This is a genomic window from Kribbella sp. CA-294648 (genome assembly GCF_050943845.1).
Lineage (GTDB): Bacteria > Actinomycetota > Actinomycetes > Propionibacteriales > Kribbellaceae > Kribbella.
The window spans coordinates 5,417,751-5,430,443 of record NZ_CP191981.1; the positions used below are offsets into that span (position 1 = coordinate 5,417,751).

The following is a 12,693-nucleotide window of genomic DNA, read 5'->3' on the forward strand; positions in this document are numbered from 1 at the left end:
AGGACGGGTCTGATGAATCGTCGGTACATCAGACCCCCGCGACCGGTGGGGTGCCGCCGACCGGGTCTGCTTCGCCTCGGATGCGGTTGGCCCAGTCCTGCAGGGAGCGGACTCCGATGTCGCCGGCTTGCTGGGCTTCGATGCCTTGTACCGCGGCGCCGAGGCCCTGGACCGTCGTGATGCAGGGGATGTTCCGAGCCACCGCCGCGCTGCGGATCTCGTAGCCGTCGAGGCGGGGCGAGCCGTCCTTGGTGATGCCGATCGGGGTGTTGACGATCAGGTTCAGCTCGCCGTCCTGGACCATCTGCACGATCGTCGGCTCACCGTTCGGGCCCGGGCCCTGGCTGCTCTTGCGGACCGTCACGGCCTGCACGCCGTTGCGCCGCAGTACGTCGGCGGTGCCTTCGGTGGCGTAGATCTGGAAGCCCAGATCGGCCAGCCGCTTGACCGGGAAGATCATCGCCCGCTTGTCCCGGTTCGCCACCGAGACGAACACCTTGCCGGATCCCGGCAACGGCTGGGACGCGGCGGCCTGCGACTTGGCGAACGCCGTCCCGAAGGTGTCGTCGATACCCATCACCTCACCGGTCGAGCGCATCTCCGGCCCGAGCACGGTGTCCACCGAGGCGCCGTCGAGGGTCCGGAACCGGTTGAACGGCATCACCGCTTCCTTGACCGCGATCGGCGTCGACGCGGGCAGTGTGCCCCCGTCGCCCTCGGCCGGCAGCATGCCCTCGGCACGCAATCCGGCGATCGTTGCCCCGAGCATCACCCGGGCCGCGGCCTTGGCCAGCGGGGTCGCGGTCGCCTTCGACACGAACGGCACCGTCCGCGAGGCCCGCGGGTTCGCCTCCAGCACGTAGAGCACGTCACCGGCCAGCGCGTACTGCACGTTCAGCAGACCCCGTACGCCGACACCGCGGGCGATCGCCTCGGTGGACTCGCGGATCTTCTCGATGTCCGCGTTGCCCAGGGTGATCGGCGGCAGCGCGCAGGACGAGTCGCCCGAGTGCACCCCGGCCTCCTCGATGTGCTCCATCACGCCGCCCAGGAACAGCTCGGTGCCGTCGTACAGCGCGTCGACGTCGATCTCGACCGCGTCGTCCAGGAACCGGTCGATCAGCACCGGGTGCTCCCAGTTCGCGGTCAGCGCACCACCGCTGAGCCGCTCGAGCGCGGCGGTCAGCTCGGCATCGGAGTACACGATCTCCATGCCGCGGCCGCCGAGCACGTACGACGGCCGGACCAGGACCGGGAAGCCGATCTCGGTGGCGATCAACTGCGCCTCGCCGAACGACATCGCGGTCCCGTGCTTCGGGGCCGGCAGGTTCGCGTCGGACAGCACCTTGCCGAAGGCCCCGCGCTCCTCGGCGAGGTGGATCGCCTCGGGTGAGGTCCCGACGATCGGTACGCCGGCGTCCGCGAGCCGCTGGGCCAGGCCGAGCGGGGTCTGCCCGCCGAGCTGGACGATGACGCCGGCGATCGGGCCGGCCTGCATCTCGGCGTACACGATCTCCAGGACGTCCTCGCAGGTGAGCGGCTCGAAGTACAGCCGGTCGGAGGTGTCGTAGTCGGTGGAGACCGTCTCGGGGTTGCAGTTGACCATGATCGTGCAGTAGCCGGCGTCGCGCAGCGCCATCGACGCGTGCACACAGGAGTAGTCGAACTCGATGCCCTGGCCGATCCGGTTCGGGCCCGAGCCGAGGATCAGCACCGCCGGGGTCTCCCGCGGCGCGACCTCGGTCTCCTCGTCGTAGGAGGAGTAGTGGTACGGCGTCGCGGCGGCGAACTCGGCCGCGCAGGTGTCGACCGTCTTGTAGACCGGGCGGATCCCGAGCGCCTGCCGGACCCCGCGGACGACGTCCTCGGTCAGCCCGCGGATCTCGGCCAGCTGCAGATCGGAGAACCCGTGCCGCTTCGCCAGCCGCAGGATCTCCGGGGTCAGCCGGGGTGCGGCCGCGACCTGGCCGGCCGTCTCGTGGATCAGGTACAGCTGGTCCACGAACCACGGGTCGATCTTGGTCGCGTCGTGGATCTGCTCCGGCGTCGCGCCGGCCCGGATCGCGTCCATCACCGTCCGCAGCCGGCCGTCGTGCGGCGTCTTGATTGCCTCCAGCAACGGCTCCAGGTCGGACGACGGCGCCTCGGCCCAGGAGAACCGCGCCTCCGGCTTCTCCAGCGAGCGCAGCGCCTTCTGCAGCGCCTCGGTGTAGTTGCGGCCGATCGCCATCGCCTCGCCGACGCTCTTCATGTGCGTGGTCAGCGTGGCGTCCGCGGCCGGGAACTTCTCGAACGCGAACCGCGGCACCTTCACCACCACGTAGTCCAGCGTCGGTTCGAAGCTGGCCGGGGTCTGCTGGGTGATGTCGTTCGGGATCTCGTCCAGGGTGTAGCCGATGGCCACCTTGGCGGCGATCTTCGCGATCGGGAAGCCGGTCGCCTTCGAGGCCAGCGCCGAGGAGCGCGACACCCGCGGGTTCATCTCGATCACGATCAGCCGGCCGTCGGCCGGGTTCACCGCGAACTGGATGTTGCAGCCGCCGGTGTCCACGCCGACCTCGCGGATGATGCCGATGGCAAGGTCCCGCATGGTCTGGTACTCGCGGTCGGTCAGCGTCATCGCCGGCGCGACGGTGACCGAGTCGCCGGTGTGCACGCCCATCGGGTCGACGTTCTCGATCGAGCAGATGATCACGACGTTGTCCGCCTTGTCGCGCATCACCTCCAGCTCGTACTCCTTCCAGCCGACGATCGACTCCTCGATCAGCACCTCGGTGGTCGGGCTGGCGGTCAGGCCGGCGCCGGCGATGCGGCGCAGGTCGTTCTCGTCGTAGGCCATCCCGGAGCCGACGCCGCCCATCGTGAACGACGGCCGGATGATCAGCGGGTAGCCCAGCGCGGCGGCCGCCCCGAGCACGTCGTCCATCGTGTGGCAGACGTGCGAGCGGGCGGTCTCGGCGCCCAGCTTCTCCACGATCGCCTTGAACGACTCCCGGTTCTCGCCGCGCTGGATCGCGTCCACGGAGGCGCCGATCAGCTCGACGCCGTACTTCTCCAGCACGCCGTTCTCGTGCAGCGAGATCGCCGCGTTCAGCGCGGTCTGGCCGCCGAGGGTGGCGAGCAGGACGTTCGGGCGCTCCTTCTCGATCACCTTCTCGACGAACTCCGGGGTGATCGGCTCGACGTAGGTCGCGTCGGCGAACTCGGGGTCCGTCATGATCGTGGCCGGGTTGGAGTTCACCAGGATGACCCGGAACCCCTCTTCCTTGAGCACCCGGCAGGCCTGGGTGCCGGAGTAGTCGAACTCACAGGCCTGGCCGATCACGATCGGGCCGGAGCCGATCACCAGCACCGAGTCGATGTCTGTACGGCGGGGCATCAGCTTTTCTCCATCAGCTCTACGAAGCGGTCGAACAGGTACGCCGAGTCATGCGGGCCGGCGGCGGCCTCCGGGTGGTACTGCACCGAGAAGGCCACTGTCTTCCCGTCCCTGCCCGTCAGCTTGAGCCCTTCGACGACGTTGTCGTTGAGCGATACGTGGGTCACTTCGGCGATGCCGTACGGCGTCTCGACCTTCTCGTCGAGTGGCGCATCGACCGCGCTGTGCTGATTTTCGCTGCCCGGCCAAGCGACAGCGAAGCCATGGTTCTGCGAGGTGATCTCCACCTTGCCCGTGGCCCGGTCGAGGACCGGCTGGTTGATCCCCCGGTGCCCGTACTTCAGCTTGAAGGTGCCCAGCCCCAGCGCCCGGCCGAAGACCTGGTTGCCGAAGCAGATCCCGAAGTACGGGACCTGGCGGCCGAGCAGTTCCTTGAGCAGCGTGGTCGGGTGCTCGGTGGTCTCCGGGTCGCCCGGGCCGTTGCTCATGAAGATGCCGTCGGGGTTGACCGCCAGCACCTCCTCCAGCGTCGCGGTGGCCGGCAGGACGTGGACCTCGATCCCGCGCTCGGCCATCCGCTTGGGCGTCATCGACTTGATCCCGAGGTCGAGGGCGACCACGGTGAACCGCTTCTCCCCCTCCGCCGGTACGACGTACGCGTCGGCGGTGGTGACCTGTCCGGCCAGGTCGGCGCCGGCCATCGGCGGCTGCTCGAGCACCTTGCGCAGCAGCACCTCGGGATCCAGGATCTCGGTCGAGATGCCGGCCCGCATGGCGCCGCGCTCGCGCAGGTGCCGGGTCAGCGCGCGGGTGTCGATGCCGGAGATGCCGACGATGCCCTGGCCTCTCAGCTGGTCGTCGAGGGTGCGGGTGGAGCGCCAGTTCGACGGCACCCGGGCGGGATCGCGGACGACGTACCCGGCGACCCAGATCCGCTGCGACTCGTCGTCCTCGTCGTTGACGCCGGTGTTGCCGATGTGCGGCGCGGTCTGGGTGACGATCTGGCGGTGGTACGACGGGTCGGTCAGCGTCTCCTGGTAGCCGGTCATCCCGGTGGTGAACACCGCCTCGCCGAAGGTCTCGCCGGTCGCCCCGTACGACGTACCGGCGAACGCGCGGCCGTCCTCGAGGACCAGCAGGGCGGCTTGACTGGCGGCCTGGCTCATTGCTCGGCTCCGATCAGGGTCGAGATGGATTCGGTCAGCGGGGCGGTGTCGGCCTTGCGGCGGGGCCGGAACCCGGTGTCGAGCTCGCGGCCGTCATGGGTCCAGGTCACCACGACCAGCCCGGAGGCCTCGGCGGTGACCTTGCCCGCGATGCCGCGGTCGGTCCGGACACCGGTCAGGTGGTCCGCGGGGATGAAGACGTCCGCCGCCCCTTGCCGATGGAAGATCAGGCCGGCCTCACTGACGGCCAGGTCCGCGGTACTGCGGACTCCGAGTTCGTGCACGGCGATCCGGTCCATCCAGTCGCCGGCGGTCGTGGTGGCGACATAGACGCCTTCGACGCCTTTTACCTTGCCCTCGGGCACAACTGGCAGCGGCGCGAGATCGGCCTGCCGGGACTGGCGGTTGCGCCAGCCGCGGTACATGCCGAACCAGCCGCCGCCGATCACCAGCAGCGTGCCGAGGATTCCGAGAACAACCTTCACTTGGTGAGCTTCCCGTCCAGGACGGTCGGTTCGCCGCGCAGGAAGGTCGCCATCACCCGGCCGGGCAGCGTCATCCCGGCGAACGGAGTGTTCCGCGACAGCGACGCCGTCTCACTCGGTACTACGGTGCGCTCGGCCGCGGGGTCGACCAGGACCAGGTTGGCGGGGGCGCCGACGGTGAGGGGCTGCCCGTGGTCACTGATCTGGCCGATCGCGGCCGGGCGGTAGCTCATCCGGTCGGCCAGGTCGGCCCAGGTCAGCAGCTTGGTGTCGACCATCGTGTGCTGGACCACCGAGAGCGCTGTCTCCAGCCCGGTCATCCCGAACGCGGCCGCGCTCCACTCGCAGTCCTTGTCCTCCACCGGGTGCGGCGCGTGGTCGGTGGCGACGATGTCGATCGTGCCGTCGGCCAGCCCTTCGCGAACCGCCTCGACGTCGGCCTTCGTCCGCAGCGGCGGGTTGACCTTGTAGACCGGGTTGTACGACGCCGCCAGGTCCTCGGTCAGCAGCAGGTGGTGCGGAGTCACCTCAGCGGTGACCTCGAGCCCGCGCTTCTTGGCGGCCCGGACGATCTCGACCGAGCCCTTGGTGGACAGGTGGCAGATGTGCAGCTTCGAGCCGACGTGCGCGTTCAGCAGGATGTCGCGCGCGATGATCGACTCCTCCGCGACGCTCGGCCAGCCGGTCAGCCCGAGCACACCGGACAGCGCGCCCTCGTTCATCTGGGCGCCCTCGGTCAGCCGCGGTTCCTGCGCGTGCTGGGCGATCGTGCCGCCGAAGGCCTTCACGTACTCGAGGGCGCGGCGCATCAGGGCGGCGTCCCAGACGCAGTCGCCGTCGTCGGAGAAGACCCGCACGCGGGCCGCCGAGTCCGCCATCGCGCCCAGTTCGGCGAGCTGGGTGCCCTGCCGGCCGACGGTGACCGCTCCGATCGGGATGACATCGGCGTACCCGGCTTCGCGGCCGAGGCGCCAGACCTGCTCGACGACGCCTGCCGTGTCGGCGACCGGGTCGGTGTTGGCCATCGCGAAGACTGCCGTGAAGCCGCCGATCGCCGCGGCCCGAGTGCCGGTGAGGACGGTCTCGGCGTCCTCGCGGCCCGGCTCGCGGAGGTGGGTGTGCAGGTCGACCAGGCCGGGGAGCGCGATCAGGCCGGTCGCGTCGACTCGCTGGACGTCCTGGGGTGCGGCGAGCTCGTTGCCGACGGCCACGATCTCGCCGTTGTCGATCAGCAGGTCCGCCACCTCGCCACCAATGATGCTGGCTCCGGTGATCAGGTACGCGGTCATGCCTTGGGCTCCTCAGTCGGGTTGGTGTCGTTACTGCCTGACAGCAGCAGGTAAAGCACGGCCATCCGGATCGCCACGCCGTTCGTGACCTGTTCGACGATCACCGAGCGGGTCGAGTCGGCCACCTCGGCGCTGATCTCCATCCCCCGGTTCATCGGACCGGGGTGCAGCACGATCGCCTCGTCGCCGAGCTGGGCCATCCGGTGCACGTCCAGGCCGTAGCGCCGGGTGTACTCCCGGGCGCTGGGGAAGAACGCGTCGTTCATCCGCTCGCGCTGGACCCGCAGCATCATCACCGCGTCACTCTTGGCCAGTGCCCCGTCCAGGTCGTACGACGTGGCGCACGGCCAGTTGGTCATGTCGACCGGGAGCAGCGTCGGCGGCGCGACCACGGTGACCTCGGCGCCGAGCGTCGAGAGCAGCAGCACGTTGGATCGGGCCACCCGGCTGTGCAGGACGTCACCGACGATGGTGATCCGGCGTCCGTCGAGCGAACCGAGATGGCGGCGCATCGTGAAGGCGTCGAGCAGGGCCTGGGTGGGGTGCTCGTGGGTGCCGTCGCCGGCGTTGACCACCGAGCCGTTCAGCCAGCCGGAGGTGGCCAGCAGGTGCGGCGCCCCCGACGAGCCGTGCCGGCAGACGACGCCGTCGGCGCCCATCGCCTGCAGCGTCAGCGCGGTGTCCTTGAGGCTTTCGCCCTTGCTGACGCTCGAGCCCTTGGCGGAGAAGTTGATCACATCGGCCGACAGCCGCTTGGCGGCCGCCTCGAACGAGATCCGGGTCCGGGTGGAGTCCTCGAAGAACAGGTTCACCACCGTGCGGCCGCGCAGCGCGGGCAGCTTCTTGATCGGCCGGTCCGCCAGCGAGCGCATCTCCTCGGCGGTGTCCAGGATCAGGTTCGCCTCGTCCAGCGACAGATCGCCCGCACTCAGCAAATGCCTCATCGCGCCTGCCCCTCCCGCTCGGCCCGCGCCGGTTTGTCGGCGATCAGGACCGCGTCGTCCGCGTCGTACTCGGTCAGATGGACGGTGACCCGCTCGACCAGCGAGGTGGGCAGGTTCTTGCCGACGTAGTCCGCGCGGATCGGCAGCTCGCGGTGCCCCCGGTCGACCAGGACGGCCAGCTGGACCGCCTTGGGCCGGCCGATGTCACCGATCGCGTCCAGCGCGGCCCGGATGGTCCGGCCGGAGAACAGCACGTCGTCGACCAGGACGACCACCTTGCCGTCGATCCCGCCCGGCGGGATGTCGGTGTGCTCCAGCGCGCGGGCCGGTTTGAGCCCGATGTCGTCGCGGTACATGGTCACGTCGAGTGACCCTGTGGGCACGCTGCGCCCCTCGACGGCCGCGATCCGGTCGGAGATCCGGGTCGCCAGACCGACGCCACGGGTGGGAATGCCGAGCAGGACGACGGGGTCGGCACCCCGGTTGCGCTCGAGGATCTCGTGCGCGATCCGGGTCAGTGCCCGGGAAATGTCGGAAGCATCCAGCACTGTGCGGGGTGTGGCCTGGGTCACGCGGGCGGAATTTTCCACCTTCGTGGCCGCGGGCTCTGGCACCGAGGCAGGGCTCATCGCTACCGTTCCTCCTTTCCCGCCTCTCTGGACGGGTCTTTAAAGGACGTTCGGACCGCTTGACATGGTATCGGAAGTGACACGCCGTCTTGACGCTGGCCTCTGGCCCAGAATATTGTTACTCTGTGTAATCGTGGGGGGTTTCACCCAACGGCCCATTGGTAAGAGTCAGTGAAACAGTCACTGCCCGGGCCATCGATGTAACGACCAAAAGTCGGAGGGAAGTACCAGCGTGCCTAGCGAATACGCGAAGACACTGGGCGGCAAGTTGCGCGCCATCCGCCAGCAGCAAGGCCTGTCGCTGCACGGCGTGGAAGAGAAGTCCAAGGGTCGCTGGAAGGCGGTCGTCGTCGGCTCGTACGAGCGTGGCGATCGGGCCGTCACCGTCCAGAAGCTTGCGGAGCTCGCCGATTTCTACGGCGTGCCGATCCGTGAGCTGCTTCCTGGATCCGCCAGTGCGGCTGCTGCGGCTGCAGCTCCGCCCCGGTTGATCCTTGATCTGGAGGCTCTGCAACACCTCGACGCGAGTGAGGCCGGTCCGCTCACGCGGTACGCGGCCACCATCCAGGCTCAGCGCGGGGACTACAACGGCAAGGTGCTGTCGATCCGTCAGGACGACATGCGCACCCTGGCCGTGATCTACGACGAGTCGCCGACGACTCTGACCGAGCGTTTCATCTCCTGGGGTGTCTTGAACCCGGAGGCGAAGGGTGACGTCGAGGAGTCCGAGGCAGCCGGCGCCTGACGGCGTCCGACCCGGAACGGCGCGACAAGACGGTCGGGGCTCGTAGCAGCTTGCCCGCGGCCGCCTGCCCGCCCTCCTTCACGGGGACGGGGAGAGTTTCATCGCAGTACGGTTTTCGCAGTACCAGGCCGGGGGCCGTTCCCCCCGAGCCGACGAACGGGGACGCTGAGAGGGCCCGGCACCGCACCGTGGCGGTACCGGGCCTATTGGGCCACCTGGACGGCGACTAGACGCCGAGGGTGGGCTTCAGCTGCAGCAGCCGGGCCAGCAGCCCGTTGACGAAGGCCGGCGACTCGTCGGTGGACAGGTCGCGCGCCATCGACACCGCCTCGCTGACCGCCACCACGTCCGGGACCTGCTCGTCGAACAGCAGCTCGTAGGCGCCGATCCGCAGGATGTTGCGGTCGACGGCCGGCATCCGGTCCAGCGTCCAGCCGACCGAGTGCGCGCCGAGCAGCTCGTCGATCTGGTCGATGTGCTTGGCCACACCCTCGACCAGCGCCACGGTGAACTCGTTCACCGGCGGATCGTTGTCAGCCACCCGGTCGGCCAGGGTGCCGCCGACCGGCAGCCCCCGGACCTCCGACTCGAAGAGCACGTCGAGGGCGCGCTTGCGGGCCTTGCTACGGGCAGACATGTTCTGTTGTCAGCTCCAGGAATAGGTGCTGCTGGTCAGGAGGTGACGCGGCCGAGGTAGTCCCCTGTCCGGGTGTCCACCTTGACCTTCTCGCCGGTGGTCAGGAACAGCGGAACGTTGATCGTGTACCCGGTCTCCAGCTTCGCGGGCTTGGTGCCGCCGGTCGAGCGGTCGCCCTGCAGGCCGGGCTCGGTGTACTCCACGGTGAGCTCGACCGAGGCCGGGAGCTCGACGTACAGCGGGAGGTCCTCGTGCACCGCGACGATGGCGTCCTGGTTCTCCAGCAGGAAGTGCGAGGCGTCACCGACCACCTCGGGGGTGATGCTCACCTGCTCGTAGGTGGTCTTGTCCATGAAGACGTAGGAGCCGCCGTCGTTGTACAGGTACGTCATGTCGCGCTTGTCGACGTTGGCCACGTCGACCTTGACGTCGGCGTTGAAGGTCTTGTCGACGACCTTGCCGCTCAGCACGTTCTTGAGCTTGGTCCGCATCACGGCCCCGCCCTTACCGGGCTTGTGGTGCTGGAACCAGACGACAGACCACAGCTGCCCATCCAGGTTGAGCACCATGCCGTTCTTGAGGTCGTTCGTCGATGCCACGCGGGAGGTCCCCTTATGAGAGTGACTCAGTGAAAAGTCACAGCGGAAGTGATCAGCGGTACGCCAGATTGTAGCGGTCGGCACGCGGTTCTCCCGATTCGTGGTCTCCGGGGGCTCTACGCTTGCTTCAGGCAGCGCACTCCGCGCCGGCCGAGCCCGGGAGGCCTCCGATGACCGCATTCACCATCTTCGTGGTCCTGATGATCGTCTTCGGAGTGGTCCGCAAGATCGCCAAGGCCGCCGACCCGGCGAAGCGGCAGGAGCGGATGCAGCGACTGATGGAACGGCTGGAGGCCCAGCAGGGGGCGGGCCCGCCCCAGATGATGCAGGGCCAGTACGCCGCGCCGGTGCAAGGTCAGCATCCGATGCAGGCGCAGCATCCCGTACCGGGTCAGCACCTCGTACCGGGTCAGTACCCGCACGGTCAGTTCCCCGTGCCGGGTCAGCACCCTGTGCAGGGGCAGTTCCCCGCGCAGGTCGGGTATGTCGCGCCGGTCCAGGCGCAGTACCCACCGCCCGGACAGTGGCAGTATCCGGCGCCCCCTCCCCCGCAGCACCAGCCCCAGCAGCACCAGCGGGCGGACCGGACTCAGCACGGGCGGCAGCCGGAGCACAACTTCCCCGCACCGAACAGCCCGCTCGAACGGCGCGTCCGCGAACTGATGACCAGCGGGAACGAAGTACCGGCGATCCGGTTGCTGTGTGACGAGCAGGATCTCGGCATCATCGAAGCCCAGAAGTACGCCCGCGACCTGGTCGCACCGCCCGGCAAGGCATCGCGCGGTGGAGCGGCCGGGGACGATGCGTCCGACAGCCGGTTCGACGCCGACGAGACCGACCGGTACGTCGGTTCGGCCGCGTTCGCCGAGTCGGTCTTCGATCTCGACCGCGACGAGGACGTCTGGGCCAGCGGCTGGGTCGACAAGCCCGACCCCGAGGACCGGACCGACATGGACGAGCTCTGGCAGTCCGTCCGCAATGCCGGCCGCCCCGCCAACCCGGCCGTCTAACCCATCGGCTGCCCCGGCCAGCTGAGGGTCAGGTAGTGGTGGCGTTTGCGGAAGTGGAAGCCTGACGGCAACTGGTCGGCCGGGAACGTCGGTGGATGCACCTCGAGTTTCGGGCCGGGACCTCCGCGGAGGGTCTCGTTCCAGCGAACTGTCTGGTCGGCGAGCTGCTGAGCGAAGTTCTCACCCGCCGGGCCATGGCCGGTGGCACCCAGCTCGACGAAGTCAGGGTCGGGCGCGGGACGGCCGGTCAGATAACCGAGCGAATGGTCCGACGCCATCGCGGAGGCTCCCCACCGTGGCACGGGTGAGACCAGCGCCTTGCTCAAGGCGCGACGCTCGGCGCTGAGGACGCAGTACCCGGGCAGTGTTGTCGCGAGCCACAGGTCGAGGTCGGACAGCGGCTCCTCGCGGTGCATCAGGACACCGGACCACCTCGAGACCTTCGGCTTGTCCAGCACCCGCTCGGGCGGAAGCGGCGCCCCCGCCTGGTCCTCGTCGAAGCTCAGACTGACCAAGCCGGCGTGCAGCCTGGCGAACCGCTCGTCGTTCGCGCCCGCACCCTGCATGTTGACGAAGCCGCACACCGTCATCGACCGGCTCTCCAGACTGCGCCCCCACTTCCCGTCGTCACGCAGGTCGAACGCGATCGAGCGCGTCTGCGACCGCAACCTCAGCGGTACGACGATGCGTCCGCCCGGCGCGAGCTGCTCCAGCCAGGCGGGAGCGATGTCCCAGGCGGTGACCGTGACGATGATGCGGTCATAGGGAGCGCCTTGCGGGCAGCCGAACTCGCCGTCGGCGCGCAGTACCTGGACGTCCGGGTAGCCGGTGTCGTCCAGGCCTTGCCGGGCGCGAGCCGTCACGTCCGCGTCGATGTCGATCGTGGTGACCTCGCCGGACGGACCGGTGAGCTCGCGGAGCAGGGCCGCGTTGTAGCCGCCGGAGCCGATCTCGAGCACCCGGTGACCGGGCTGGACGTCAGCCTGCTCGAGCATCAGCGCGACCACGGTCGGCTGGGAGACGGTGCTGATCGGCACGCCCGTCTCGTCCCGCTTCATCAGTACGACGTCGTCGGTATAGGCGATCTCCAGCGGCACCGACGGGACGAAGACATGCCGCGGGACCGCCCGGAAGGCGTCCGCGACCCGTGGGTCGTGGATGGCATCCTGCCGGACCAGCAGATCGGTCAACGCCGCGCGCAACGTACCGGCGTACCGGGCTTTGTCGCTGTCGGCATCCATGAGGTCAGTCCGTCTTGTCGCCCAGGGATTCGAGCAGTTTGCGCAAGGTGCCGGCCAGCGCGTCGCGTTCGTCGGCGGACAGCGCGGCCAAGGCGCGATTCTCGGTCTCGATGTGGGTGGGCAGCACCTTATCGATCAGCTTCAGCCCGGCGGGTGTCAGCTTGACCAGGACGCCGCGGCCGTCCGTCGCGCTCGGACTGCGCTTGACCAGGCCGCGCTCCTCCAGCCGGTCGAGGCGCTGGGTGATTGCGCCCGAGGTGACCATCGACGACCGCATCAGCCCGGCCGGGGTCAGGCTGTGCTCGGCGTTGCTGCGTCTCAAGGTGGCCAGCACGTCGAATGACGCGCGGTCGAGATCGTGCTGGGCGAAGTTGCGGCGCAGCTCGCCGTCGAACAGCAGCGCGAGCCGGCTCACCCGGCCGATCACGGCCATCGGCGAGGCATCCAGATCCGGGCGCTGCTCGGCCCACTGACTGAGCACCTGGTCGACATGGTCCGCCATACCGTCAAGCCTACTGGATCGCTTAGTGGTGAGATAAACCACTGGAAAGTTGCTTAGCGCTGAGATA

12 protein-coding genes are annotated in these 12,693 nt (G+C 68.9%); 2 read left to right on the forward strand and 10 right to left on the reverse strand.

Annotated features, from left to right (window positions below; all coding sequences use genetic code 11):
- Window positions 1–28: 28 nt before the first annotated feature.
- From carB to pyrR, 6 genes are read right to left on the reverse strand one after another with little or no spacing between them, the layout of a single operon-like run.
- Window positions 29–3,379 (reverse strand): carbamoyl-phosphate synthase large subunit, encoded by a 3,351-nt coding sequence (gene carB, locus ACQPYM_RS25610; protein ID WP_433004765.1) that lies wholly within the window; start codon window positions 3,377–3,379, stop codon window positions 29–31.
- Window positions 3,379–4,545 carry a glutamine-hydrolyzing carbamoyl-phosphate synthase small subunit gene (carA, locus tag ACQPYM_RS25615; protein WP_433004768.1) on the reverse strand — a complete coding sequence of 389 codons (1,167 nt, stop codon included), beginning with the start codon at window positions 4,543–4,545 and terminating at the stop codon, window positions 3,379–3,381. Before carA ends, carB begins: the two co-directional genes overlap by 1 nt.
- On the reverse strand, window positions 4,542–5,030 hold the full coding sequence (locus ACQPYM_RS25620; protein ID WP_360280581.1) for a hypothetical protein: 489 nt from the start codon (window positions 5,028–5,030) through the stop codon (window positions 4,542–4,544). The genes carA and ACQPYM_RS25620 overlap by 4 nt, the downstream gene beginning before the upstream one ends.
- Entirely contained in the window at window positions 5,027–6,319 is a 1,293-nt protein-coding gene (locus ACQPYM_RS25625) for a dihydroorotase (protein WP_433004770.1), read from the reverse strand. Before ACQPYM_RS25625 ends, ACQPYM_RS25620 begins: the two co-directional genes overlap by 4 nt.
- Window positions 6,316–7,263, reverse strand: a complete 948-nt coding sequence (locus ACQPYM_RS25630) for an aspartate carbamoyltransferase catalytic subunit (protein ID WP_360280576.1) — start codon at window positions 7,261–7,263, stop codon at window positions 6,316–6,318. Before ACQPYM_RS25630 ends, ACQPYM_RS25625 begins: the two co-directional genes overlap by 4 nt.
- The gene (gene pyrR / locus ACQPYM_RS25635; RefSeq protein WP_433004773.1) at window positions 7,260–7,892 is read right to left on the reverse strand and encodes a bifunctional pyr operon transcriptional regulator/uracil phosphoribosyltransferase PyrR; all 633 of its coding nucleotides are present in this window, start codon (window positions 7,890–7,892) and stop codon (window positions 7,260–7,262) included. The genes ACQPYM_RS25630 and pyrR overlap by 4 nt, the downstream gene beginning before the upstream one ends.
- Before the next feature lie 232 nt (window positions 7,893–8,124).
- Between pyrR and bldD the strand changes: the two genes are divergently transcribed.
- The gene (bldD, locus tag ACQPYM_RS25640) at window positions 8,125–8,637 is read left to right on the forward strand and encodes a transcriptional regulator BldD (RefSeq protein WP_026163359.1); all 513 of its coding nucleotides are present in this window, start codon (window positions 8,125–8,127) and stop codon (window positions 8,635–8,637) included.
- 226 nt (window positions 8,638–8,863) lie between these two features.
- On the opposite strand, the gene nusB is transcribed toward bldD, so the two are convergent.
- On the reverse strand, window positions 8,864–9,274 hold the full coding sequence (gene nusB / locus ACQPYM_RS25645) for a transcription antitermination factor NusB (protein ID WP_433004777.1): 411 nt from the start codon (window positions 9,272–9,274) through the stop codon (window positions 8,864–8,866).
- A 35-nt stretch (window positions 9,275–9,309) separates the two neighbouring features.
- Complete coding sequence (efp, locus tag ACQPYM_RS25650; protein ID WP_433023385.1) at window positions 9,310–9,843, reverse strand: elongation factor P; 534 nt, start codon at window positions 9,841–9,843, stop codon at window positions 9,310–9,312.
- A gap of 200 nt (window positions 9,844–10,043) precedes the next feature.
- Between efp and ACQPYM_RS25655 the strand changes: the two genes are divergently transcribed.
- Entirely contained in the window at window positions 10,044–10,883 is an 840-nt protein-coding gene (locus tag ACQPYM_RS25655; protein WP_433004779.1) for a hypothetical protein, read from the forward strand.
- Here ACQPYM_RS25655 and fxlM read toward each other — a convergent pair.
- Complete coding sequence (gene fxlM, locus ACQPYM_RS25660) at window positions 10,880–12,124, reverse strand: methyltransferase, FxLD system (protein ID WP_433004782.1); 1,245 nt, start codon at window positions 12,122–12,124, stop codon at window positions 10,880–10,882. The genes ACQPYM_RS25655 and fxlM overlap by 4 nt on opposite strands.
- A 4-nt stretch (window positions 12,125–12,128) precedes the next feature.
- Complete coding sequence (locus ACQPYM_RS25665) at window positions 12,129–12,626, reverse strand: MarR family winged helix-turn-helix transcriptional regulator (RefSeq protein WP_433004784.1); 498 nt, start codon at window positions 12,624–12,626, stop codon at window positions 12,129–12,131.
- Window positions 12,627–12,693: the final 67 nt, after the last annotated feature.

Excerpts from the sequence above, each read along its gene's own strand:
- ACQPYM_RS25665 (WP_433004784.1), bottom strand. The coding sequence starts at position 12,626 with ATGGCGGACCATGTCGACCAGGTGCTCAGTCAGTGGGCCGAGCAGCGC.
- nusB (WP_433004777.1), bottom strand. The coding sequence starts at position 9,274 with ATGTCTGCCCGTAGCAAGGCCCGCAAGCGCGCCCTCGACGTGCTCTTC.
- pyrR (WP_433004773.1), bottom strand. The coding sequence starts at position 7,892 with ATGAGCCCTGCCTCGGTGCCAGAGCCCGCGGCCACGAAGGTGGAAAAT.
- efp (WP_433023385.1), bottom strand. The coding sequence starts at position 9,843 with ATGGTGCTCAACCTGGATGGGCAGCTGTGGTCTGTCGTCTGGTTCCAG.
- ACQPYM_RS25625 (WP_433004770.1), bottom strand. The coding sequence starts at position 6,319 with ATGACCGCGTACCTGATCACCGGAGCCAGCATCATTGGTGGCGAGGTG.
- ACQPYM_RS25655 (WP_433004779.1), top strand. The coding sequence starts at position 10,044 with ATGACCGCATTCACCATCTTCGTGGTCCTGATGATCGTCTTCGGAGTG.
- carB (WP_433004765.1), bottom strand. The coding sequence starts at position 3,379 with ATGCCCCGCCGTACAGACATCGACTCGGTGCTGGTGATCGGCTCCGGC.
- fxlM (WP_433004782.1), bottom strand. The coding sequence starts at position 12,124 with ATGGATGCCGACAGCGACAAAGCCCGGTACGCCGGTACGTTGCGCGCG.
- carA (WP_433004768.1), bottom strand. The coding sequence starts at position 4,545 with ATGAGCCAGGCCGCCAGTCAAGCCGCCCTGCTGGTCCTCGAGGACGGC.
- ACQPYM_RS25630 (WP_360280576.1), bottom strand. The coding sequence starts at position 7,263 with ATGAGGCATTTGCTGAGTGCGGGCGATCTGTCGCTGGACGAGGCGAAC.